The sequence below is a fragment of the Pseudomonas sp. MWU12-2020 genome (assembly GCF_023100605.1).
Classification (GTDB): Bacteria; Pseudomonadota; Gammaproteobacteria; order Pseudomonadales; family Pseudomonadaceae; genus Aquipseudomonas; species Aquipseudomonas fluorescens_H.
In genome coordinates this window covers 145,732-167,154 of sequence record NZ_JALMEX010000006.1, presented here as the reverse complement: position 1 = coordinate 167,154, position 21,423 = coordinate 145,732, and the positions used below count along the sequence as shown (strand labels likewise).

Annotated in this window: 19 protein-coding genes and 1 tRNA gene; 9 read left to right on the top strand and 11 right to left on the bottom strand. The window is 56.9% G+C overall.

Annotation, left to right across the window (positions count from 1 at the left end; genetic code table 11):
- Window positions 1-22 precede the first annotated feature (22 nt).
- Window positions 23-700, bottom strand: a complete 678-nt coding sequence (locus M0814_RS15970) for a type 1 glutamine amidotransferase domain-containing protein (protein WP_103483410.1) — start codon at window positions 698-700, stop codon at window positions 23-25.
- 196 nt (window positions 701-896) lie between these two features.
- Between M0814_RS15970 and M0814_RS15965 the strand changes: the two genes are divergently transcribed.
- Window positions 897-1,481, top strand: coding sequence for a TetR/AcrR family transcriptional regulator (locus M0814_RS15965; RefSeq protein ID WP_103483554.1), 585 nt, complete (start codon window positions 897-899; stop codon window positions 1,479-1,481).
- Window positions 1,482-1,528: 47 nt separating this feature from the next.
- Here the strand turns inward: M0814_RS15965 and M0814_RS15960 are convergent, their stop codons facing one another.
- Entirely contained in the window at window positions 1,529-2,170 is a 642-nt protein-coding gene (locus M0814_RS15960) for a recombinase family protein (RefSeq protein ID WP_247868494.1), read from the bottom strand.
- A gap of 318 nt (window positions 2,171-2,488) precedes the next feature.
- On the opposite strand from M0814_RS15960, the gene M0814_RS15955 reads away from it, so the two are divergent.
- Both M0814_RS15955 and M0814_RS15950 read left to right on the top strand, forming a co-directional pair.
- Window positions 2,489-3,556, top strand: coding sequence for a fatty acid desaturase (locus M0814_RS15955; RefSeq protein ID WP_103483409.1), 1,068 nt, complete (start codon window positions 2,489-2,491; stop codon window positions 3,554-3,556).
- 54 nt (window positions 3,557-3,610) lie between these two features.
- Window positions 3,611-4,756 carry a serine hydrolase domain-containing protein gene (locus M0814_RS15950; protein ID WP_103483408.1) on the top strand — a complete coding sequence of 382 codons (1,146 nt, stop codon included), beginning with the start codon at window positions 3,611-3,613 and terminating at the stop codon, window positions 4,754-4,756.
- Between the two features lie 50 nt (window positions 4,757-4,806).
- Here M0814_RS15950 and M0814_RS15945 read toward each other — a convergent pair whose 3' ends face one another.
- From M0814_RS15945 to kdpF, 6 genes are read right to left on the bottom strand one after another with little or no spacing between them, the layout of a single operon-like run.
- On the bottom strand, window positions 4,807-5,496 hold the full coding sequence (locus tag M0814_RS15945) for a response regulator (RefSeq protein ID WP_103483407.1): 690 nt from the start codon (window positions 5,494-5,496) through the stop codon (window positions 4,807-4,809).
- On the bottom strand, window positions 5,493-8,192 hold the full coding sequence (kdpD, locus tag M0814_RS15940; protein ID WP_103483406.1) for a two-component system sensor histidine kinase KdpD: 2,700 nt from the start codon (window positions 8,190-8,192) through the stop codon (window positions 5,493-5,495). Before kdpD ends, M0814_RS15945 begins: the two co-directional genes overlap by 4 nt.
- Window positions 8,193-8,214: 22 nt before the next feature.
- On the bottom strand, window positions 8,215-8,787 hold the full coding sequence (kdpC, locus tag M0814_RS15935) for a potassium-transporting ATPase subunit KdpC (protein WP_103483405.1): 573 nt from the start codon (window positions 8,785-8,787) through the stop codon (window positions 8,215-8,217).
- Window positions 8,788-8,802: 15 nt separating this feature from the next.
- Window positions 8,803-10,881, bottom strand: a complete 2,079-nt coding sequence (gene kdpB, locus M0814_RS15930; RefSeq protein ID WP_103483404.1) for a potassium-transporting ATPase subunit KdpB — start codon at window positions 10,879-10,881, stop codon at window positions 8,803-8,805.
- Window positions 10,882-10,891: 10 nt separating this feature from the next.
- Window positions 10,892-12,664 (bottom strand): potassium-transporting ATPase subunit KdpA, encoded by a 1,773-nt coding sequence (gene kdpA / locus M0814_RS15925; protein ID WP_103483403.1) that lies wholly within the window; start codon window positions 12,662-12,664, stop codon window positions 10,892-10,894.
- Window positions 12,661-12,753, bottom strand: a complete 93-nt coding sequence (gene kdpF / locus M0814_RS15920) for a K(+)-transporting ATPase subunit F (RefSeq protein WP_003224886.1) — start codon at window positions 12,751-12,753, stop codon at window positions 12,661-12,663. Before kdpF ends, kdpA begins: the two co-directional genes overlap by 4 nt.
- Before the next feature lie 274 nt (window positions 12,754-13,027).
- Between kdpF and M0814_RS15915 the strand changes: the two genes are divergently transcribed.
- From M0814_RS15915 to M0814_RS15905, 3 genes are all read left to right on the top strand, one after another.
- Window positions 13,028-14,155, top strand: coding sequence for a diguanylate cyclase (locus M0814_RS15915; RefSeq protein WP_103483402.1), 1,128 nt, complete (start codon window positions 13,028-13,030; stop codon window positions 14,153-14,155).
- A 137-nt stretch (window positions 14,156-14,292) separates the two neighbouring features.
- The gene (locus M0814_RS15910; RefSeq protein ID WP_003224883.1) at window positions 14,293-14,472 is read left to right on the top strand and encodes a CsbD family protein; all 180 of its coding nucleotides are present in this window, start codon (window positions 14,293-14,295) and stop codon (window positions 14,470-14,472) included.
- An 87-nt stretch (window positions 14,473-14,559) separates the two neighbouring features.
- The gene (locus tag M0814_RS15905; protein ID WP_103483401.1) at window positions 14,560-14,808 is read left to right on the top strand and encodes a CsbD family protein; all 249 of its coding nucleotides are present in this window, start codon (window positions 14,560-14,562) and stop codon (window positions 14,806-14,808) included.
- Window positions 14,809-14,906: 98 nt separating this feature from the next.
- On the opposite strand, the gene M0814_RS15900 is transcribed toward M0814_RS15905, so the two are convergent.
- Window positions 14,907-15,566 (bottom strand): carbonic anhydrase, encoded by a 660-nt coding sequence (locus tag M0814_RS15900; RefSeq protein ID WP_003224876.1) that lies wholly within the window; start codon window positions 15,564-15,566, stop codon window positions 14,907-14,909.
- A 390-nt stretch (window positions 15,567-15,956) separates the two neighbouring features.
- Between M0814_RS15900 and M0814_RS15895 the strand changes: the two genes are divergently transcribed.
- The 3 genes from M0814_RS15895 to M0814_RS15885 all read left to right on the top strand — a co-directional run bounded on the left by M0814_RS15895 (window position 15,957) and on the right by M0814_RS15885 (window position 19,332).
- A complete protein-coding gene (locus M0814_RS15895) occupies window positions 15,957-16,568 on the top strand; it encodes a dTMP kinase (protein ID WP_103483400.1) in 612 nt (203 codons plus the stop codon).
- A gap of 345 nt (window positions 16,569-16,913) precedes the next feature.
- Window positions 16,914-16,988 (top strand) — tRNA-Lys (locus M0814_RS15890).
- 55 nt (window positions 16,989-17,043) lie between these two features.
- On the top strand, window positions 17,044-19,332 hold the full coding sequence (locus tag M0814_RS15885) for a hypothetical protein (protein WP_103483399.1): 2,289 nt from the start codon (window positions 17,044-17,046) through the stop codon (window positions 19,330-19,332).
- Window positions 19,333-19,685: 353 nt separating this feature from the next.
- Here M0814_RS15885 and M0814_RS15880 read toward each other — a convergent pair whose 3' ends face one another.
- Both M0814_RS15880 and M0814_RS15875 read right to left on the bottom strand, forming a co-directional pair.
- On the bottom strand, window positions 19,686-20,201 hold the full coding sequence (locus M0814_RS15880) for a cupin domain-containing protein (protein ID WP_103483398.1): 516 nt from the start codon (window positions 20,199-20,201) through the stop codon (window positions 19,686-19,688).
- A 177-nt stretch (window positions 20,202-20,378) separates the two neighbouring features.
- Window positions 20,379-21,287: a helix-turn-helix domain-containing protein gene (locus M0814_RS15875; protein WP_103483397.1), complete on the bottom strand. Its 909-nt coding sequence runs from the start codon at window positions 21,285-21,287 to the stop codon at window positions 20,379-20,381.
- Window positions 21,288-21,423 lie beyond the last annotated feature (136 nt).

Sequence of the window (21,423 nt, the reverse complement as noted above, 5' to 3'; positions counted from 1 at the left end):
GGTGTTTGGGGCGCTGGAGGGCTCAGGCCAACAGTTTCAGCAGTTTTTCAGCGACGGCTGCCGAGCTGGCAGGGTTTTGACCCGTCACCAGTTGACCATCGGTCACCACGTGAACCTGCCAGTCAGCCACTTTGGAGTAACGCCCACCGAGACGCTGAAATTCGTCCTCGATCAGGAACGGCACGACATCCGTCAGGCCCACAGCGGCTTCTTCAGCATTGGTGAAACCGGTGACGTCCCGGCCTTGAATCAACGGTTTGCCGTCGGCAGCAACGACGTGACGCAGAACGCCCGGTGCATGGCAGACAAAACCGTGAGGTTTGTTGCTGCGGTCGAAGGCTTCGATCAAGGCGATCGAGTGTTGGTCTTCGGCCAGATCCCACAGCGGGCCATGGCCACCGGGATAAAACACGGCATCGAAATCGTCAGCGCTGACATCCGCCAGGCGCCCGGTATTGGCCAGCGCCTGCTGAGCAGCAGGGTCCTTGCGGAAGCGGTCGGTTTCAGCGGTCTGTGCATCGGGCTCATCACTTTTCGGATCGAGCGGGGGCTGGCCGCCGGCCGGCGATACCAGGGTGATCTGCGCACCGGCATCCTTGAAGGCGTAGTAGGGAGCTGCGAACTCTTCGAGCCAGAAGCCGGTTTTCTTGCCGGTGTTGCCAAGTTGATCGTGGGAAGTCAGAACCATCAAGATTTTCATAGAGCGCCCTGTGTTGGTCTGGTGTCCTCGACGGGTTCGTCTGCGACACCTCGGAAGGAGTGACGGGCACAGAATAGATTTATATTAGACCGGTCGTCTAGTAAATTTTTGCGGCCGTGTTCCCGAGCGGTCACTGTGGCAAACTGCTGCTCATCAGAAATATACGACTGGTCTAATGTTTGGTATTTTGCGCCCCATGAAACCGACCTACGACGATACCCGCCAACACTTGCTCGACACCGGCCACCGCATGATGGCCGAAAAGGGCTTCACCAGCGTTGGCTTGAGCGAGATCCTGCAGACCGCCGGTGTGCCCAAAGGCTCGTTCTATCACTATTTCAAATCCAAAGAGCTCTACGGGCAGGCGCTGCTCGAGGATTACTTTGTCGGCTACCTCGCAGACATGGAACGACGCCTGACCCTGCCTGGGCTAAGCGCTTACGAGCGGCTGATGGATTACTGGCAGGGCTGGCAGAATCGTTGCACCCTGGAAGGCCATGGCGATGAGTGCCTGGTGGTGAAGTTGAGTGCGGAAGTCGCCGACCTGTCCGAGTCGATGCGACTCACGCTGCGAGATGGTGCCGAGCGCATCGTTGCGCGTATCACGACGTGCCTGGAAGAAGGGCAACTGGATAAAAGTCTGCCGGATACCGACGCTCGCCAACTGGCAGAAACCCTTTATCAACTCTGGTTGGGCGCCAGTTTGTTGAACAAGCTGCAGCGCACGGGGCAATCGTTGCAGACGTCGATGGTGATGACGAAACGGCTTCTACAAAACTGAGGACAACAAAGGCTTATAGCGATTTAGCCACGCGCACGCCTGCATCGTTACGAGCAGGCCGTGTGGTCGGCTTCGCCATGATCTTTGTCCTCAGTTGCAATACGCTGACGACCGTCTGAACCGTTGTGAATGGAATTCAAGTACCGATAAAGCGTCTGCCGGCTGATATCAAAGTCACGCGCCAATTTGGATTTACTTTCTCCGGCGCGGGCTCGGTGAATTAAACTGACAACCTGATTGTCAGACAGTTTTTTCTTGCGACCTCTGTAGGATCCGCGAATCTTTGCGGTGGCAATTCCTGCTGCCTGCTTTTCCCTCGTCGCATTGCGCTCAAACTCTGCGAGCCGCTCCATTACCGTAATGATGGGTTCCACAACTTCAAGGCAGTCGTGCCGGAAAATCAGGTTTTCTTGAAGAAACTCCAGCGTTACCTGCTTTTCAATCAACCGGCGAATGATGGTGCACAGTTGCTCGGTACTGGTAGTGAGCGATGCCATGCTGTCCACTACCACAGTGTCCCCGCATTGTATGTAGCGAATCAGCCTTTCAAGGCCTGCGCGATTCACGCCATTGTCTGCTGCGTTATCGCAAAACGCTGCGTCAAATACATCTTGGCTCGTTAGTTTCTCTAACGTGTCCTTGGAATTTGCTAGAGAAAGCCGGAAATATCTGATGCGGTGCAGTCTCATGGTGCCTCCTTGGCAATACTTGTACGCAGCCCTTCTGAACTTGTACAAGCTGTAACTAAATTATTAATTCCTTACACAAATAACTGTAACGCTGAACCCGCCCAAAATACACAGTTGCAAAGACCTGAACTTACCTTATTATTTTGAAGCCTGGAATGATTCTAGCAATTTTTTTGAAAACAGTCGGCTTCGCATCTCTTGAATGAAGTGCGTGAACTCGCGCACCTAACTTGAATGCCTGGTTTTTAGCGTTCAAACCACTGATTTGTCCGGCTTGACGAGGCTGGCAATACCCCGACGCAAGCAGAGGATGAATTGATGAGTGTCTTGAAGAAAGCCATCGAAATTGATCGCCTGAATACCGATCAGGAAAAAATTGATGAAGTAACCCGGCGAATTACCGAACACGGAAATTACCTGCGCAAGCGCTATCCGCTCCTGCAGTATCAGAATGCTCTGGGGGCGAGTGTCATGGCGTTTTCCTTGGTGGGGATGGCCGTTACGGGAGGCCTTTACCTGAAGGGTTTCATCCCAGGATGGACGTGTATTTTAATCAATGCGCTGCTGACTTCGTTCATTCATGAAATCGAACATGATTTGATCCATCGGCTTTATTTCAGAAAACAACCGCTGGCTCATAATGCCATGATGTTTTTGTGCTGGCTGGCCCGGCCGGGAATGCCCAGCCCATGGTTAAGACGCGATCTGCATTTTCATCACCATAAGGAGTCCGGAACTGCTTCGGATGTCGAGGCGTGGATCACGACCAGTGGCAACCCTTGGGGAATACTGCGGTTATTGAAACTGATCGATGGATTTCTGTTTGGTTTTCTAAATGCGATTTTAGCGCCGGGATGGCGGCAAAAGGTAGGATTGTTAGGCAAGATTATTCGACTCAATACACCGTTCGGTCTGTTGTATTGGGGATGTTGGTATGTATTCCTCGGCTACCATCTGTATATCGGGCTTGGGTCAATCATGGGGGCGGAAGTTTACAGTTCTGCCGCGACGCTGGAATTAATGGATGTCGTCAATAATGCAGTGGTCATCCTTATTGCGCCAAATATGATACGGCAGTTCTGCCTGTTCTTTATTAGTTCAAATATGCACTATTATGGTGACGTTGCTCCGCGCAATGCGTTACAGCAAACACAGGTAATGAACCCTTGGTGGTTGTGGCCGTTTCAGATGTTCTGCTTCAACTTCGGCAGCACTCACAGCATTCACCATTTCGTTGTGCGAGACCCGTTCTATCTGCGTCAGATGACGGCACCTTATGCGCATAAGGTCATGGCAGAGGCGGGGGTCAGATTCAATGACTTTGGCACATACAAACGGGCGAATCGTTTTTCCATGGAGCACTCTCAAACCCGGTCGCGTGGTTGAGTTCTTTCACAAACATCATTTGTTTGAAGCATTTCAAAGACGAGGATTCCTGATATGAGAGCGCAAGGGATGTGTGCGAAGCCGTTCGAAGCGGTCAAACAGGCTTTCGAGGACATGTTTGATGATCCGCAGGAGCGTGGGGCCGGCCTCTGCGTGCAGGTGGGCGGAGAAATGGTTGTCGACCTCTGGGCCGGCATGGCGGATCTGGAGGGCACGAAGCCTTGGGCCCGCGATACGCTCGCCAATACCTTTTGCGTCATAAAACCCTATGTCGCCGTGGCGGTTCTGATGTTGGTCGAGGAGGGCAAGCTGGAGCTGGATGCGCCCGTGGCCCGTTACTGGCCTGAGTTCGCCCAAAGCGGGAAAGCAAAGGTCACCTTGCGTCAGGTAATGAACCACACCGCAGGCCTGCCGGCGCTTCGAGCACCCGACCATAACGCCAGGATGTATGACTGGGAGCACATGGTGCAGGTCTTGGCGGCCGAGCCGCTTTGGTGGGAACCGGGAACAGACCTGGGGTACGGCACCACCACCTTCGGCTGGATTCTCGGTGAGTTGATTCGTCGGGTGGACGGACGAGATCCATGCGTCTTTATCCACGAGGAGATTCTGGATCCCCATGACCTCGACGTTCACCTTGGCGTGGAGGAAAAACACTTTCACCGTATCGCGCGATTCGACAGTGCCACGGGGCGAGTCGGGGACCCTTACTCGCAAGCGTTGCGCACAGTGCTGAAAAGCGAGCCATCGCACATCGCGACATTCGCCTTCACCAACCCCGGAATGGTACCTAGACGAACCAGTGACCCGCGCTGGTGGGCCTATCGGCAACCGGCTGTATGCGCACATGGGACGGCTCACGGCCTGGCCGGTTTTTATAGTGCATTACTGGCGGGAAACTTTATCGGTCGCGAACTGCTCAGTGAGTTCACTCGAGAGCACAGTCATGGCATGGATCGGGTATGGATGCGCCCAATGCGTTACGGATTGGGCTGCATGCTGGAGCAGCAACGCGACCCCGCGGCTTCCCACGCAATGGGCCCGGGCACCTTTGGTCATATCGGCCTTGGCGGCCCGATCAGTTTCGCCGATCCCGAAACGCAAGTGAGCTTCGGTTTTGTCACCACGACGTCGGGCAGTCATTCGATGATTGATCCGCGCCCTGGCCGGTTGTCATCCCTCGTCTATGCGGCGCTCTGAGCGAGAAAGCAGACGCCCCACAATGACCGCTGAACAGCAACTGGCCCATCTCAAGGAATAAAGCGATAACCCACCCCTGTTTCCGTCACCAGATGCCGTGGCCGGGACGGATCCACCTCGACTTTTTTGCGCAAACCGCCCATGAATACACGCAAGTAAGGGGTGTCGGTGGTATGCGAGGGGCCCCATACCGCCTTCAGTAATTGCAGGTGGGTCAGGACCCGATCAGGGTGCGAGCACAGATGCACCAGCAAGCGGTATTCCAGCGGGGTCAGATGCAATGGCGCGCCGTTGCGTTCGACGACACGTCGTTCAACATCGATGCGCACTTCGCCGAAGCTGAACACCGAGTTGTTTTCGGCATCCTTGGCTTGTCTGCGCAGCAACGCCCGGACGCGGGCCAGAAGCTCTCCGGTGCCGAACGGCTTGACCAGATAATCGTCGGCACCGGTGTCCAGGGCCAGGATCTTGTCGGACTCCGCTCCGCGCGCCGACAGCACGATGATGGGCACCGGTGACCAGTTGCGCACATCGCGAATCAGATCGATACCGTCACCGTCGGGCAAGCCAAGGTCGAGCACGATCAGATCGGGGCGGCGCGTTCCCGCGTCGACGAGACCTCGGTGAAAGGTGTCGGCCTCATGCACTTCCAGACCTTCGGCTTGCAGGGCCATACGCACGAATCGGCGTATTTCCTTCTCGTCTTCAATGATCAGAACACGGGGCAATGATTCGCTCATGGCTGCTCCTCGTCACTGCGTTGCGCAAGGGTTTCGATATCCGGCGGCGTTTCAAGGGGCAGGCGCAAGGTAAAACAGGCTCCGCCTTCAGGCCGCGTCACGCCTTCGATCGTCCCGCCATGGGCGTGCGCAACGGCCCTGCAGATGGCCAGGCCCAAACCGACACCGGGGATCGCACTTTCCTTTTTGCCGCGCATGAATTTATTGAAAATGTCTTCTTCGTGGCCGTAGGGCAAACCCGGCCCCTTGTCGGCAACCCAAAGCTCGAAGTGGTCTGACGTGGCCCTGGCCCCCAGATCAATGGGGGTGTTGGCTGGCGTGTATTTGATGGCGTTCTCGATCAGGTTGATCAGGATGCGCTCGATCAGCACCGCATCGATGAAAACGGGGGGCAGATCGTCGTCCAGTGCGACGTGCACCGACCGTTCGCCAAGCGTCGGCGCAATGGCTCGCAGCGCGCTACCGACCACGTCTTCAATCAGCTGCCACTGGCGATTCAACTGGACCTTGCCAGACTCGAGGCGGGCCATGTCCAGCAGGTTGTTGACCAGCGTGTTCATGCGCAGCGCCGATTCGCCCACGGCGCTGGCGATCTCGGCTGCTTCGGCGGGCAGCGGAGGATGAGTCAGCTTGAGCGCTTCGGCCAACCCGACCATCACCGAAAGCGGGGTTCGCAGATCGTGAGAGATAGCTGACAGCAACGAATTGCGCAGCCGTTCGGACTCCATTTGCACCGTGGTGTCCTGGGCGACGTGAATGTAGTGAATGCGCTCCAGCGAAATCGCCAGCAGGGAGGCGCAGGTGTCGAGCAGTCGTCGCTGCTCCGGTACCACCAATCGCGTAGTGTCACGCGGTTGCACCGCCAGCACCCCGCGTACGCGCATGGGCGCCGAGAGCGGCAGGTACAGGGTCGGGCTGGAGGGCAGGGTGTCGGTGCCGTACCCGGCCGGTTCGGATTTGTCGAATGACCACTGGGCGATCGCAACGTCCACCAGTGGCGCCTCCCCGGTGATCAGCGGTGCCGCCAGCTTGTCGTGGTCATCGGCGACCAGCAGTGCCGAGCGGGCGCCGAATTCGGCGGAGAGAAATCGCGCGCCGATCTCGGCAACTTGTTCGGTCATCAGTGCCGCAGACAACAAGCGTGACATGTCATACAGCGCACGCATCCGGTCTTCGCGTCGCTGCGCAACCCGCGCCTGATACGTCAGGCCCGCAGTCATCTGGCCGATGACCAGCGCTACGACGAGCATGACGCTGAAGGTCACCAGATATTGAGCGTCAGCGAAGGCGAACGAAAAGCGCGGCGCGACAAAGAAAAAGTCGAACGAAGCCACCGAGACAAACGCCGCCAGAATCGCCGGGCCGCGTCCCAGGCGAACCGCCACCGCGACCACCGCGAGCAGGAAGACCATGACGATATTGGCTTGCTCGAACACATGCAGCATGGGCAACGCAATCACAGTCGTCGCCGCGCAGATCAGCACGCTCCAGGCGTAGTCGCGCCAGACGACAGGGCCGCTGCCGGTCTGGGTGCGAGTCTCGGTTGGTGCGTGTCGGTTGGCCGGAAGCGATATTTGAATCACATCAAAGTCAGCGCCCAGCTCACCGATGCGCTCGGCCAGCGCTTTGCGCCAGAGTCGCCGCCGAGGATGTTCGTCGCGGCCCACCACGACTTTCGAGAGGTTGTACTGCCGGGCATATTTGACCAGTGTTTCGGCGATGTCCTGACCGGCCAGCGTGGCGATCTGCGCGCCCATCTCCTGTGCCAGCTTCAGGGTTGCCAGCATCCGCCGCCGCTTGGTCTCGGGCAGGCGCTGCAAGGCAGGCGTTTCGACGGTCACGGCGTGCCACGGCACATTCAGCTGAGCCGCCAGACGGGCCGTTGAACGAATGATTTTCTCGGCCTGTTCATGCGGGCTCACGCAGGCGAGCAATGAGTCGCGCGTGCCCCAGACCGGTTTCACCGAACTGCTTTGGCGGTACTGCAGCATGTCGCTGTCGACGCGGTCGGCCGTGCGACGCAGCGCCAGTTCACGCAGGGCAATCAGGTTGCCTTTGCGAAAAAAATTCTGCACCGCGCGCTCGGCCTGTTGCGGCAGGTACACCTTGCCTTCTTTCAAGCGCTGCAACAGATCATCGGGCGGCAAGTCGACGATGACCACTTCGTCGGCGTTGTCGAAGACATGGTCGGGCACGGTCTCCCAGACACGAATGCCAGTGATGCCACCAACAATGTCGTTGAGGCTTTCCAGGTGCTGGACGTTCATGGTTGACCAGACATCGATCCCGGCGCTCAGCAACTCCTCAACGTCCTGCCAGCGTTTTGGATGACGGGAACCGACCACGTTGGAGTGAGCCAGTTCGTCAATCAGAATCAACCGGGGATGACGCTCAAGTGCAGCATCCAGGTCGAACTCGGTGACGGTACGCTGCTTGTCGACAACCTGTTTGAGCGGCAGCCGATCAAGCCCTTCGGTCAGTGCCTCAGTGTCGGCGCGACCGTGGGTTTCGATCACACCAATCAGCACCTTGCTGTCCTGCAGTTTGACCGCATGCGCAGCAGCGAGCATGGCGTAAGTCTTGCCCACCCCGGCGCTGGCACCGAAGAAGATCTTCAAGCGGCCGCGTTCGGCTTGCGCGGCTTCTTCGCGAATCCGCGCCAGCAGCAGGTCGGGGTCAGGGCGTTGGTCGGCCATCAGGCTCACCGTGTGTCAGCGTTCAATGAGCGGCGTCGAGTGCCAGGTTCAGGGCTAGGACATTAACCCGTGGTTCGCCGAGAAATCCAAGGAGCGGGGTTTCCGACTGTTCAGCGATCAACTGATCAACCCGTGCAATGGGCAGGTTGCGCACCCGTGCAATCCGGTTCGCCTGATACTTTGCGGCGGCAATGCTGATGTGCGGATCCAGCCCACTGGCGGAACTGTAGACCAGGTCGGCGGGGATCGTCGCGGTATTGCCCGGATCGGCGGCGTGCAGGGCGTCGATCCGGCCTTTCACCGCGTCCATCAATGCCGGATTCAGTGGCCCCAGATTGGAGCCGCCCGAGGCCTGTGCGTTATACGGCATGGGGCTGGTGGCAGACGGTCTGCTCCAGAAGTATTTCGGGTCACTGAAGCCTTGACCGATCAACAGCGAACCCACGGGTTTACCGTCTTTTACGATCAGGCTGCCAGAGGCTTGCGCTGGAAAAACCAGTTGCGCGATGCCCGTGGTCAGCAGTGGATAAGCCAGGCCGGTGACCAGTGACAGCGCAATCAACAAGGTCAACGCTGGACGCAGTAGAGATGTCATGACAGTAATCCTCGCTTAAACCAGGCCGACGGCGGCCAGTGCCATGTCGATGATCTTGATGCCGATGAAGGGCACGATCACGCCGCCCAGCCCATAGATCAGCAGGTTGCGGCGCAACAACAGGGCCGCACCGACCGGGCGGTACTTCACGCCTTTGAGGGCCAGCGGAATCAGGAAAATGATGATCAGCGCGTTGAAGATCACCGCCGACAGCACCGCCGAATTCGGGCTGGTCAGCCCCATGATGTTCAGCGCGGCGAGCTGCGGGTAGGTGGTGACAAACGCGGCGGGGACGATGGCGAAATACTTGGCGATGTCGTTGGCAATCGAGAAGGTCGTCAGCGAACCCCGGGTCATCAGCATCTGCTTGCCGGTTTCCACCACCTCGATCAACTTGGTCGGGTTGCTGTCCAGATCGACCATGTTCCCGGCTTCCTTCGCCGCTTGTGTTCCGGAGTTCATCGCCACGGCAACGTCGGCCTGCGCCAGTGCCGGCGCGTCGTTGGTGCCGTCGCCGGTCATGGCCACCAACCGGCCTTCAGCCTGGTAGCGGCGGATCAGTTCGAGTTTCTGCTCGGGCGTGGCTTCGGCAAGAAAGTCATCGACCCCGGCTTCGGCGGCAATGGCTGCTGCGGTAACGCGGTTGTCGCCGGTGACCATCACAGTCTTGATGCCCATGCGCCGCAATTCGACAAAGCGCTCCTTGATGCCGCCCTTGACGATGTCCTTGAGCTCGATCACGCCCATCACTTTCGCGCCGTCGGCCACCACCAAGGGTGTGCTGCCGCGACGGGACACTTCTTCAACGATCGATTGCACCGCTTCGGGAAAGTGTCCACCCAGGCTCTGCACATGGCGCAGGACTGCTTCGCCGGCGCCTTTGCGCAGTTGCCGCTCGCCGAGGTCGACGCCGCTCATGCGGGTCTGTGCAGAAAAGTGTACGAAGTGCGCATCGAGGGCGGCGATGTCCCGTTCACGCAGGTTGAAGCGCTGTTTGGCCAGCACCACGATGCTGCGTCCTTCGGGGGTTTCATCGGCCAGCGAAGCCAACTGGGCCACATCGACCAGATCCGCTTCCTTGACGCCCGGCGCCGGCAGGAACGCCGAAGCGTGACGGTTGCCCAGGGTGATGGTGCCGGTTTTATCGAGCATCAATACATCGACATCACCGGCGGCTTCCACGGCGCGCCCGGAGGTGGCAATCACGTTGGCCTCCATCATGCGGCTCATGCCCGCCACGCCCACGGCCGACAGCAGTCCGGCAATGGTGGTGGGAATCAGGCAGACCAGCAGCGAGATCAGCACCGTTATCGACACCGGCACGCCGGACTTCGCCACCGCAACGCTGTACAGCGAGAAGGGCAGCAGCGTTACCGTCACGCCGAGGAACACGATGGTCAGCGCCACCAACAAGATCGACAGGGCGATTTCATTGGGGGTCTTTTGCCGCTTGGCGTTTTCGACCATGGCGATCATGCGATCAACAAAGGTTTCGCCGGGGTCGGCGGTCACGCGTACGACGATCCAGTCCGAGAGCACCCGGGTGCCGCCGGTGACGGCGGAGAAGTCGCCGCCACATTCGCGGATCACCGGGGCCGATTCACCCGTAATGGCTGACTCATCCACCGAGGCCGCGCCTTCGATCACCTCACCGTCGGCGGGGATCATCGAGTCGGCCAGATCGCCGGCTTCCACCAGCACCATATCGCCTTTGCGCAGATCGCTCGATTGCGCCAATTGCCATTCCGAACCGTAGCGCGGTTCGCGCAGTTTCTTCGCCCAGGTTTCCTTTTTCAGGTTGCGCAGGGACGCCGCTTGCGCCTTGCTGCGGCCTTCGGCCAGGGCTTCGGCGAAGTTGGCGAACAGCACGGTGAACCACAGCCACAGGGCGATGGCGAGGATGAAGCCGCTACTGGCTTCACCCTGGCCGCGCAGAGCCTGAACCCACAGGGCAGTAGTGATAATCGCGCCGATGTAGACGACGAACATCACCGGGTTGCGCCACTGGATTTTCGGACTGAGTTTACGCAGGGACTCGACCATGGCCGGGGCCAGCAGGGTCGGGTCGAACAAGGAGAACGATTTGCGAGTCATGGCCGTGGTCTCACTTGATCATCATGAAGTGTTCGACGACTGGCCCCAACGCCAGGGCCGGCACGTAGTTCAACAAACCGACCAGCAGCACCGTGCCGATCAGCAGCACCACGAACAGCAGTCCATGCGTGGGCATGGTGCCGCCGGTCACGGCCAGACGTTTCTTCGCCGCCAGGCTGCCGGCCACCGCCAGTACCGGCACGATCACCCCAAAGCGCCCGAACCAGACGGCGATCGCCAGCATCACGTTGTAGAACGGGGTGTTGGCCGACAGGCCGGCGAAGGCGCTGCCGTTGTTGTTGGCCGCCGAAGTGAAGGCGTAGAGGATTTCCGAGAAGCCATGGGCGCCGGGGTTGGCAACGCCGAGTTGCCCGGCCTCGGCCATGACCGCGATCGCGGTGCCGAACAACACCAGCAACGGCGTTGCGAGGATCGCGATGGCGACCATCTTCATTTCGTAGGCTTCGATCTTTTTGCCCAGGTACTCGGGCGTCCGGCCAATCATCAGCCCGGCGATGAACACCGCGAGAATGGCGAACACCAGCATGCCGTAGAGGCCCGATCCGGTACCGCCAAACACCACCTCACCCAATTGCATCAAAATCAGCGGCACTGCGCCGCCCAGTGGCGTCAACGAGTCGTGCATGGTGACCACGGCGCCACAGGATGCTGCGGTGGTGATCGCGGTGAACAGACTCGATGCGCTGATGCCGAAGCGCAGTTCCTTGCCTTCCATGTTGCCCGCCGCCGTGTCGATTCCCAGGCCCGAGAATTGTGGGTTGCCCAGTTGCTCATAATGCGTGACGGCCACCACCGCGATCACGAAGATGATCGTCATCGTCGCAAGCAACGCCCAGCCTTGCCGGATGTCACCGACGATGTGGCCGAAGACAAAGCACAGCGCCGTCGGGATCAGGAAGATGGCGAGCATCTGAAAGAAGTTGCTCAGGGCCGTCGGGTTCTCGAAAGGGTGGGCCGAGTTGGCATTGAAGAACCCGCCGCCGTTGGTGCCGAGCATCTTGATGGCTTCTTGCGAAGCGACAGGGCCCATCGCGATGGTCTGCTTGTCGGTGCTGGCCGCTGTGGTCAGAGGATTGCCTTTGGCGTCGAGGCTTGGCTGCCCGGCATCATTGAGCACCGGCGCCTGGTATTGCATGACCTCCATCGTCGTGACTTGTTTGTAAGGTTGAAGATTCTGGATCGCGCCCTGGCTGACGAAGAACAGCGCGAAAATCAGCGACAGCGGCAGCAACACCCACAAGGTGACACGGGTCAAGTCGACCCAGGCGTTGCCGATGCTGGCGGCGCTGTGGCGAGCGAATCCGCGAATCAGCGCAACCGCCACCACAATCCCGGTGGCCGCCGACAGGAAATTCTGCACGGTCAAGCCGAGCATCTGCGTCAGGTAACTCAGCGTCGCCTCGCCGCTATAGCCTTGCCAGTCGGTGTTGGTGACGAAACTGGCGGCGGTGTTGAACGAAGAGTCGGGCGTCACCGCGCCAAATCCCTGGGGATTGAACGGCAGCACACCCTGCAGTCGTTGCAGCGCATAAACCGCGAGCATGCCCAGCGCGTTGAAGACGATCAGCGCGAGGGCGTATTGCAGCCAGCTCATTTGTGCTTCAGCACTGACGCCGGCCAGTCGATACAGCGGCGACTCGATGCGTGAGCCGAGGCGAAACCGGCCCTCCATCACTGCGGTCAACCAGCGCCCGAGTGGCCAGGCCAGAACCGCCAGTACCAGCAGAAAGACTCCGAGCAGAGTCCAGGCTTGAGTGGTCATAGGAAGTCCTCCGGGAGCAGAAGCGCGGCAACCAGATACACCAACAAACCGGCGGCGATGATGCCGCCAAACACATAGAACCCTGTCATGACCGCCTCCTGTTGAGCGCCGCACAACCGCGTGCCAGCCCGATCAAGCTGATGAAAAACACTGCACCGAGTATCAAATAGACGAAGTCCATGGTGTTTCCTCCCGTGTTGAGGAAAGCCTAAGCGTGAACCTGGAAAGTTGTTAAAAGGATTGGAGGCAGGGGTATAAAGATCTTATAAAAAGCGTTATTCGCCTTGCTCGTTCTCGATTGTTTGCGCTGGCGGCGAGGTGCCACAATTTGTCCTGTCGATTCATCATGTTCAGGCGGACTCAATGGATGATCTTGAGCTAAGAAGTGATCAGGGCTCGGAAATAGCCGAACAGGTTCGAACCGATCGCTTGCAGCAGTTATTTCGGCAATCCGGCGCTGCCGTTTTCGGCAGTTACATGGCGGCAATCCTTCTTTGCTGGCTGTGTTGGGAGCGGTTTGATCACGGTGTGGTTATCGGTTGGATAGCGGTATTAACGCTGTCGACGTTGCTGCGTATCTCAATGTTCATTGGCTATTTTCATAGCCACGTCAGTGAACGCACGCCACAGCGTTGGGAACGCAGATACTGGTGCACGCTTATGTTGTCTGCAGGGATATGGGGGGCGGGCGCACTCGCGGTCATACCGGTCGACGACCTGTTGGCTCAGGCGGTGGTCATGCTCTTCACTGTCGGCATGTCTGTCAGTGCGGTGTCGTGTTACTCGGCTTACAGGAACATGACGATGGTTTCCATCGGACTGGTTTTATTGCCGTGCTCAATATGGCTGCTGTTTCAACCGTCAACGTTGCAGGTCGGCATGGCGCTCGCGGTTTTTGTGTTCGCATCGTTTGTAGCCAGCGCCACACGCAAGATGTCCGATGCGCTGGAAACTGCATTTCGCTTGACCCGAGAGTTGGAGCGGGAAAACCGGCTTTCTGTCAGAGCCGCCAGAACCGATGAGCTGACCGGCCTGAAGAATCGCCGTGCGTTTTTCGATGATGCTGATCAGCTTTACCGTGAATGCAAAAGCAAGGGTTCCGTGCTGTGCGCAGTCATGCTCGATATGGATCACTTCAAGCACATCAATGACTCTTACGGTCACCAGGTGGGGGATCAGGTGCTGCGTCAGGTGGGGGCGGTGATCACTGCGTCTATCCGTGAAACCGATGTTCATGGCCGACTGGGAGGCGAGGAGTTCGCTATTTTGCTTCCTGACACCACACTGGACGTTGCCATGAGCATTGCCCAGGAACTGATCGAGGCCATCTCCAGACTCAAGGCTGAGCCAGCTGATCGCATAACTGCCAGCCTTGGCGTAGCGTCATCGGACTTTAACGAAGAAAGCCTTTCTAGCTTGATGAACAATGCAGACAGAGCGCTGTACAAAGCCAAGTCGTATGGACGAAATCAAGTTGCTGTCGCGGATTGATGGGCTGTTGCGACCTTGGGAGGACGCCAGTACGTTTCTTTCCAGCACCCACAGCATAAAAAGTGGAACTCCTACTCACACCCACCAGTCAATTTTTCTGTCCAGACAGGGCGCCTATTCCTAAACGGGAGAAAATCATGAGTGGCACATCAGACAAAATCAAAGGCCTGGCCAACGAAGCGATCGGTAATGTGAAGCAAGGTGTTGGCAAGGTCACAGGCAGCGAAAAACTGCAGGTCGAAGGGAAGATCCAGGAAAAGAAAGGCGAGGCTCAACAGGTGGTTGGCAAAGTAAAAGATGCCGTAGACAAAAAGTAACTCCAGGCGGCAATTGCTTTCCCTACGATGGCTGCCATCGCAGTCGGCTTATTCAGAGCTTCCCACTTACACGAAGGTTTATGAATCATGAAGAGTGAACAGGTAGAAGGCGTAGCAGAAAAGTTGGCCGGCAAGGCGCAGAGCGCGGTCGGGAAACTGATTGGTGATTCGAAGATGGAAGCTGAAGGTGCCGGACATCAAGCGGCTGGACAGCTGACTAAATCCTACGGCGATGCGCTGGATAACGTGTCGACTTTCGTCAAAGAAAAACCGATAGCTGCAATCGCGATAGGTGCTGCGGCGCTGATCCTGATCAACCGAATTTTTCGTCGCTGAAGACGTTTCCATGTTAACAACGAGGCGATCGACAATGTGAAGCAAGGTGTCGACAAGAAGCCGCTCCAGGCGGCTTCTTCCTCATCTTTCTTTCGCTATCACATCTGTCTGCCGTTACGCGCTGCAATCGCAACGGTGGTCGGCGAATCAGCAAGTGGAACGAATTGTCGTGTCGCGCCATCAAGTGCATCGATGCATCCCGCCTCGATGTCGTAAACCCAGCCGTGCAGATTCATGCGCCCTTGCTCGAGCGCGAGGGCCACGGATGGATGTGTGCGCAGGTTCGCCAGTTGCGCGATCACGTTTTCGCGCACGAGGCCGTCGAGCTTTGCGCGGGGCGTGTCGAACTCGTGCGCCGCGTTAATCGCTTTCGCGGCATCCGCGTGACGTAACCAATTAGCAACTGCCGGAAGGTGATCCAGGCACGTGCAGCGTGAAATCGCGCCCATCGCCCCGCAGTCCGAATGGCCGCAGATCACAATGTCCTGTACGCCAAGCACGGCGACCGCATATTCGACGGTTGCCGACACACCGCCCGGTTCAGGGCCGTAAGACGGCACAATGTTGCCGGCGTTGCGAATCACGAACAGTTCACCGGGTTCGCGCTGCGTAAGGAGTTCCGGCACAACACGACTGTCCGAGCAGGTGACGAACAACGCCTTCGGATTTTGTGCAGTCGCGAGCTGCTTGAACAGCTCGACGCGTTGCGGATAAACCTCGCGCTGAAAGCGCAGAAAGCCGTCAATAATGTCACGCATGAAGTCCTCCAAACCCGAGTAGCGGATGTGGGCACGAGCACTCGATATGCCTTCGCGCCGCTGTGGTCGGCATTATCGCAGACGTCGCACGTGTTGGCAGTACTCGAACAACGATGTACTACAAGCCAAGTGATGTTGACGCCGGAGCCGCAAGGAGCTGATACCTGATCACCTATAAGCTGAGCCAAAACTCGCACAGGTAAGCAGAAGAGGGTGGTCGGGTCAGGCGGGGTCATGTCATTGGAAATGAGAGTTCAGCGATTGGAATGCTCAAAATGCGGTTACAGTGGTAGTCCATGTCTGTTTTTGTCTGTTTTCGCGCACTTGCACCAAGCGGTTCAAGCGACTGTACAGAGGCAGAAAACCGCGAATCCGTCGTTTATGTGAACTATGAATCGTCCGCTGTTTGTTTCTCTGGATGGGCCCAAGGGCACCGGCAAAACCACGCTGTTGGAGGCCGTTACGAAGGAACTGAGGGCCAGCAACAAAAAAATCATTCGGCTTTGCGAGAGAAAAAGCGATCCTTTCAGGGGTGAAACCATGACCCTGATTAACACGCTTGCCAGAAATCCTTCCCAGGATCTGGAATGGGCTGTGTGCCAGCGCCTGGCTGATAGTCGACGCTGGATTTCCCGAAACGTGCTGACGGAGCAGCCGCTGGACAGCATTATCCTGATCGATCGCTGGTATCCGTCTGATGCAGCGTTTCGCCAAACCATCCCGTTTGCCGACATTCTCCAATTGAACCTGGATCGAGACGTGCGAGTGCCGGACCTGCATGTCGGCGTTGTCACCGATCCGGATATTTCATGGACAAGGGCTGCGACACGCGCGCGAGGATTGGGCGGCACTGTGATCCAGATGCACGCAGAGCATGTGGCATGTACGGAGATGTTCGAGCAAGCGGTTAAGGAGCACGGTTGGGTTCTGTGCCGTAATGAGGGACCAATCGAAGACGCTACGATGCAGATTGTTTCTGAGATCCATAGGGTGCTGGGGTGATTGTTGGAGCGGAGACGGGCGTTGGTGCAGGAAGCGCATAAGGTAATAAATGATTTAACAAGTGGGCGATGTCAGATGTTCATGGCTCCAATAAGACTTTTTAAATTAAGGGTTTGGATTAGAAAAACAAAGCGCATGCTCTCCAAAACTTGTTCATGACCGACTGTTCAAACCGCAGCGGTGCAAACAGCGGTTATCTGCGCAAATCCAGTTGCCTCTGGCATTGCAGCGGGGGGGGAGGTTACGCCAATATTTTCGAAGGGGAGTAATCTCTATATGCGTCACGAACGGCAACCTTTTCAATCTTCACATTCGTTCGTGGCGAGTAGACAATGCGCGCTCTGTTCCGGGGTAGTTCAGCGGTAGAACACTCGGCTCTTAACCGGGTGGGCGCTGGTTCGAATCCAGCCCCCGGACCCACTACATCGCAGGGTCAGAAGGACATATGTCCAGGCACGATAGGGAATCGGATGCAATGGCCGGCATAAACGCCGGTTATGCGGTCTTTCAGTTATCTCGAGCATTGAACGAATCGGGTCTAGACACTGAGAAAGCGCGCGAACGGATTGAGCGCTGGCAGCAGGTGGTCGAACACATGGTGCAGGGCACCGCGTTGTATGGCTCGCGTATACCACTCGTGGATGTGCCTGAATGGGTCACACTGGAGGTAGTCACGGGTGGTTTGGCCACTGGACAGTATATGGCCGGTGGTGCACTGACCGAGTACGAGCGGCGGCTGGCCGCCTCAATCCCAGGCATCCGCCCTGGTTTTGAACGACTTGATCTCAACACCTGGTACCTTACGGATGAGGGGATCGAAGCACTGCAAAAGCAACTGGTGAACAGCGACTATCGGATCGATGTACCAGAAGAGGCAGCGCTACTGTACGTGGCTTGGCTGCTGGGACAGCAGCGCACGGAGGAAGCACGCAGACTGATTGAGTCAATCGCAACTTTTTTTGAGCAACTGCGTTTCTTTCCAATGGCTTCAGACGGGCTACCGCTCGCTGCGGTGGAAGTGCAGATCTTCGATGTCGGCGATATCAAAAAGCTGCTTTCAAGACTCCCTGCGCAGCAGCGTCTGGCAGTGCAAAAACATGTAGTCGTGACTCGGTTGCCTTTCTACGATGCAGCTATCTCGCTATTCCTCTTAACGTACCAGGATGATTGGCCTTGTCGGCAATATCCTGAAGGCTGGCTTGAGCAGGCGAATGAGTTAAGTAGTCAGTTCGATGCCACCGGTAGCAATGACATTCTCAACGTTGAACCTTTCAGGGGCCGGGTAGGGGAGTTGTACACGTTGCTAAGGCTCTGCTCCCGTGACCCAACCTCGCTGACAGGGCGTCAAGTCGGACGTATTCGGCGGATAGTCAATGATTTCGTGTGCAAACATGGTTATCCCGAATCCGAAGATCATCTACAAAGCCGAGCCATGCAGCGCCATCAGGTGGACGCGCCCGAGCATCATCTGATCGCCAAGGCGGTTTCAGAGCGTCTGAACAGCTATACGAGCTCGGAAGGAATCTCTGATTTTTCGTCCCTGTTGGAACCGATTACCAGTGAGGAGGCGAAGGTATATTCGCTGAAAGCAGGTGTCGCCATTCCACCAGCAGTTCGCCGACGCCTCGAGCGCTGTCGAAAGGGAACCATCAGTCAGTTGATTGACAAGGGATTGATCACATCTGGAGATACCGTGGCGCGAGTACTGCCAGCGATGACGGCCGAAATCTGCAGTGCTGGATTTCGCGATACGACACTGCGCACGTTGTCTATCGCAACGTATCGTGCTTTTCGGAGACGCCGTTCATTGCTGCTGCTCAACCTACAGAGCCAAGTCAAAATCAGTGAGTTGCCTTGGGTGGCGGCCGTTGAAGGTGAACGAGAGGCACACACTGTCGCCGTTGAGGGAGCCAGACAAGCCTTGATAGAGTCCTCGGCAGCAACTCTCGCTGCTTTCCCTCAGGCTATCCTTCCGAACAAGCTACTTCAGGAGTTTGGTTCGCTTGCTGTCACGGCTAAGCTGGATCTTCCTTTTGTGGAGGAGGTCGCGGCGGACATTTTCATGGGAACCTTTTCGAATAAATTCGTGGAAACAGCCAGGCGAGCGGCCTCGTTGATAGATGGCACCCTTTACGCCCATTATTACGACATCGACACGAACCAACTGGCGATCCTTCCCGATAAACCGAAATCAAAGAGCAGAAACTATCTCCAGCGTGACTTGGATACCAGTGATGCATTGGCAAACCTGTGCGCACAGCGGGCTAATGCCCCCTTGAGTGAATGGCATTCAGCAACCAACGGCAGGATCATCGAGCAACAACAGATTTTGACGACGCAAAACCTTTCGCTTCTATTTGGTGATCTCGGTCTGAAAGCGCTGCTACATCATCGCTTGGGTTCACTTGCTCAGGAGTGCTTCCAATGGATATGCATGCGGCAGCAGATGAGAATCAAGCTCTATCACTCAAGCTTGGTGATGCTCAAAAATACCGCTTATGCCTGGCGCCAGATGGTGTTTTATTTATCCATGCAGGATGACGCCGAGAGGCGTTGCGCAATCGATAGCATCGAAGCTCATTTCGCGGCTCAACCCATTGCATTCCGGGAGAGATTTCTACCGGCAATTATGGGGTTGCGTGTGGCAGCTTCCGGGCTCCCGTTGACCCTGAACCGCCAGAAAAGTGAGGGGGCTCAGGTTTTTCTCGGATGGACCACCGAACGACATTGGTTGTTACCGCCGCAAACGAATGACATCAGTTAAACGCTCGGCTGTATCGATGAGGCGTGCTTGAACGCCTCAAAAGCGAAATCTGTATATCCGGCTCGAATTCTTGTACTGACGGGGCAAAACTTTCATGCATACATCAGGGACCGAAGTCAGGAAGGACGTCCAACGAGAAGAGCCTGGACGTCTGCAAAAATCGGAAAGTGGTGGCGCGTGACCTCAAGCACAAGCATAGAAAGTTCCGTACAGACAAATAATTTAACATAATATACATTACACGTAACAAGATGTTTCAGGATTAACCCGGTTGCACGCCAGATTTCAATCCAGCGTCTTTTCCATGAAACCTCACTTTTCACAACCACGGCCTTGCCGGAAACTGGCGACCCTCAATCAGCATCCCGCGTCAGCTTTTCAATCAGCGTGCGATGCTGTGGAAATCGCGCAATCAGTTTCCGTCGATCAGCCATCTCCATGTCCGCAAAATCAAATCCCGGCGACACGGCTTCGCTGATTAATCCAAATCCGTGCTCACCCTCAAGCAATCGCGAAGCTTTCCAGATTCCACCAGGCACGTGCATTTGCAAATGCTGGCCTGCCAGAACGTCGCTACCCATCACCAGCGTTCGTAACTCACCGTCACTGAGGATCATGCTGTACTCGACAGGATCGCCCAGATGATAGAAATGCAGGATGTCCGATTGGTTGAAATGAAATTGGCCCACTGGCGAATCTTCAGTCAGCAAGTAATAGATCGAGGTCATCAGGTAACGTGGACCACCGGCGGTTTGCAGCATGGCGCGCTGATCTGCTTGAAAAGTCCTGCGAAAATAGCCGCCTTCGACATGAGGCTGCAGATCCAGCGCCGTAATCACATCCTCGACGCTTGTTTTCCCTCGATTCATGGCCCACTCCATTGATTTAAGGACAGATGCGACGATAGCTCTACTAAACGGCTATTTAGTGGAGTTAACAGTAGATCGGCGGATTTCGAAGGAATTACCCTTCTTTTTAGCGCCTATTTATTCAAGAAGGCAATTCAGAAGTCTACCGTTGCCAAATCCGCTATTTAACTAACATCTTCAGGCGCTGTTCTTACGCTTCAGCGTCTCGCTCGGCAGCTCTTTGAACAGTGCCCGATAACTGCTGGAAAACCGCCCCAGATGCCAGAACGACCAGTGCATCGCCACTTCGGCAACCGTGGTGTCTGTGGGCGCACGCTTGAGTAATTCGCGATGTGCGCTGTTCAACCGGCGCAGGCGCAACCAATGGCTTGGCGTCATGCCGGTGAAGTCTTTGAACGCATGCTGCAATTGGCGCAGCGAGACGCCCGCGACCTGCGCCAGTTCCAGCAGATTGACCGTTTCTTCCGGTGAATCTGCGACCCACTCCCCTACTCGCTTCATGATCGTCCGCTCTTCGCTACGGCGCTGCAAACCGCCACGATCCAGGTGCACGCGAGCGTTGTCGAGGATGAACAGGCAGTCTTCCAGTAATTGCTGAGTCAGGGCCTCTTTACTTGGCTGATCAAGGGGTTGCGACAACTTCGTGAGCGTCGAGCTTAACCAGCGACTGAACAAGGCGTTCTGTCCGCAGTTAAGCGGCGCCATGAACAATCCCTCGAGCCTCGCCACATCCAGACCGTGCTGACGGACAAATTCCGGGCCGAACACCACAGCGATTTCCTGGTAGTTCTCCGGGGTAATCCAGATGTTGCGGCTGTCTTCATTGAGCAGATACAGCGCGTTATCGCTGCGATCGAAACAGAACGCCAAGGCACCCGATGGCGCGCTGAACGTCTGCTCGACACGGGTGTTCATCTGCTCTTCGTAAACCTGCACGCCCTGCAGATCCAGATAGCGAATCTGCCCGGCGAAATGCCCTGGGGACATCTGCTGGTAATGCTGGACCCAACCCGGCGTGGCGCGGATCTGTTCGGTGACATCAGCGGTATTGAAAGCCTGAACCTGTAGCGGATTACACGTTGTCATGGGAGACCTTGCGCACTCTTTTGGTGCGCTTTGGTGCTGCTTAAAGTGGATAGATGGAACTGCAAGGCTCGCCCAAGATAGTCGTCAACGCGCCACAGGGGAAGGGGCGGAAGATGAAACCCGCCCTCCCCGGCGT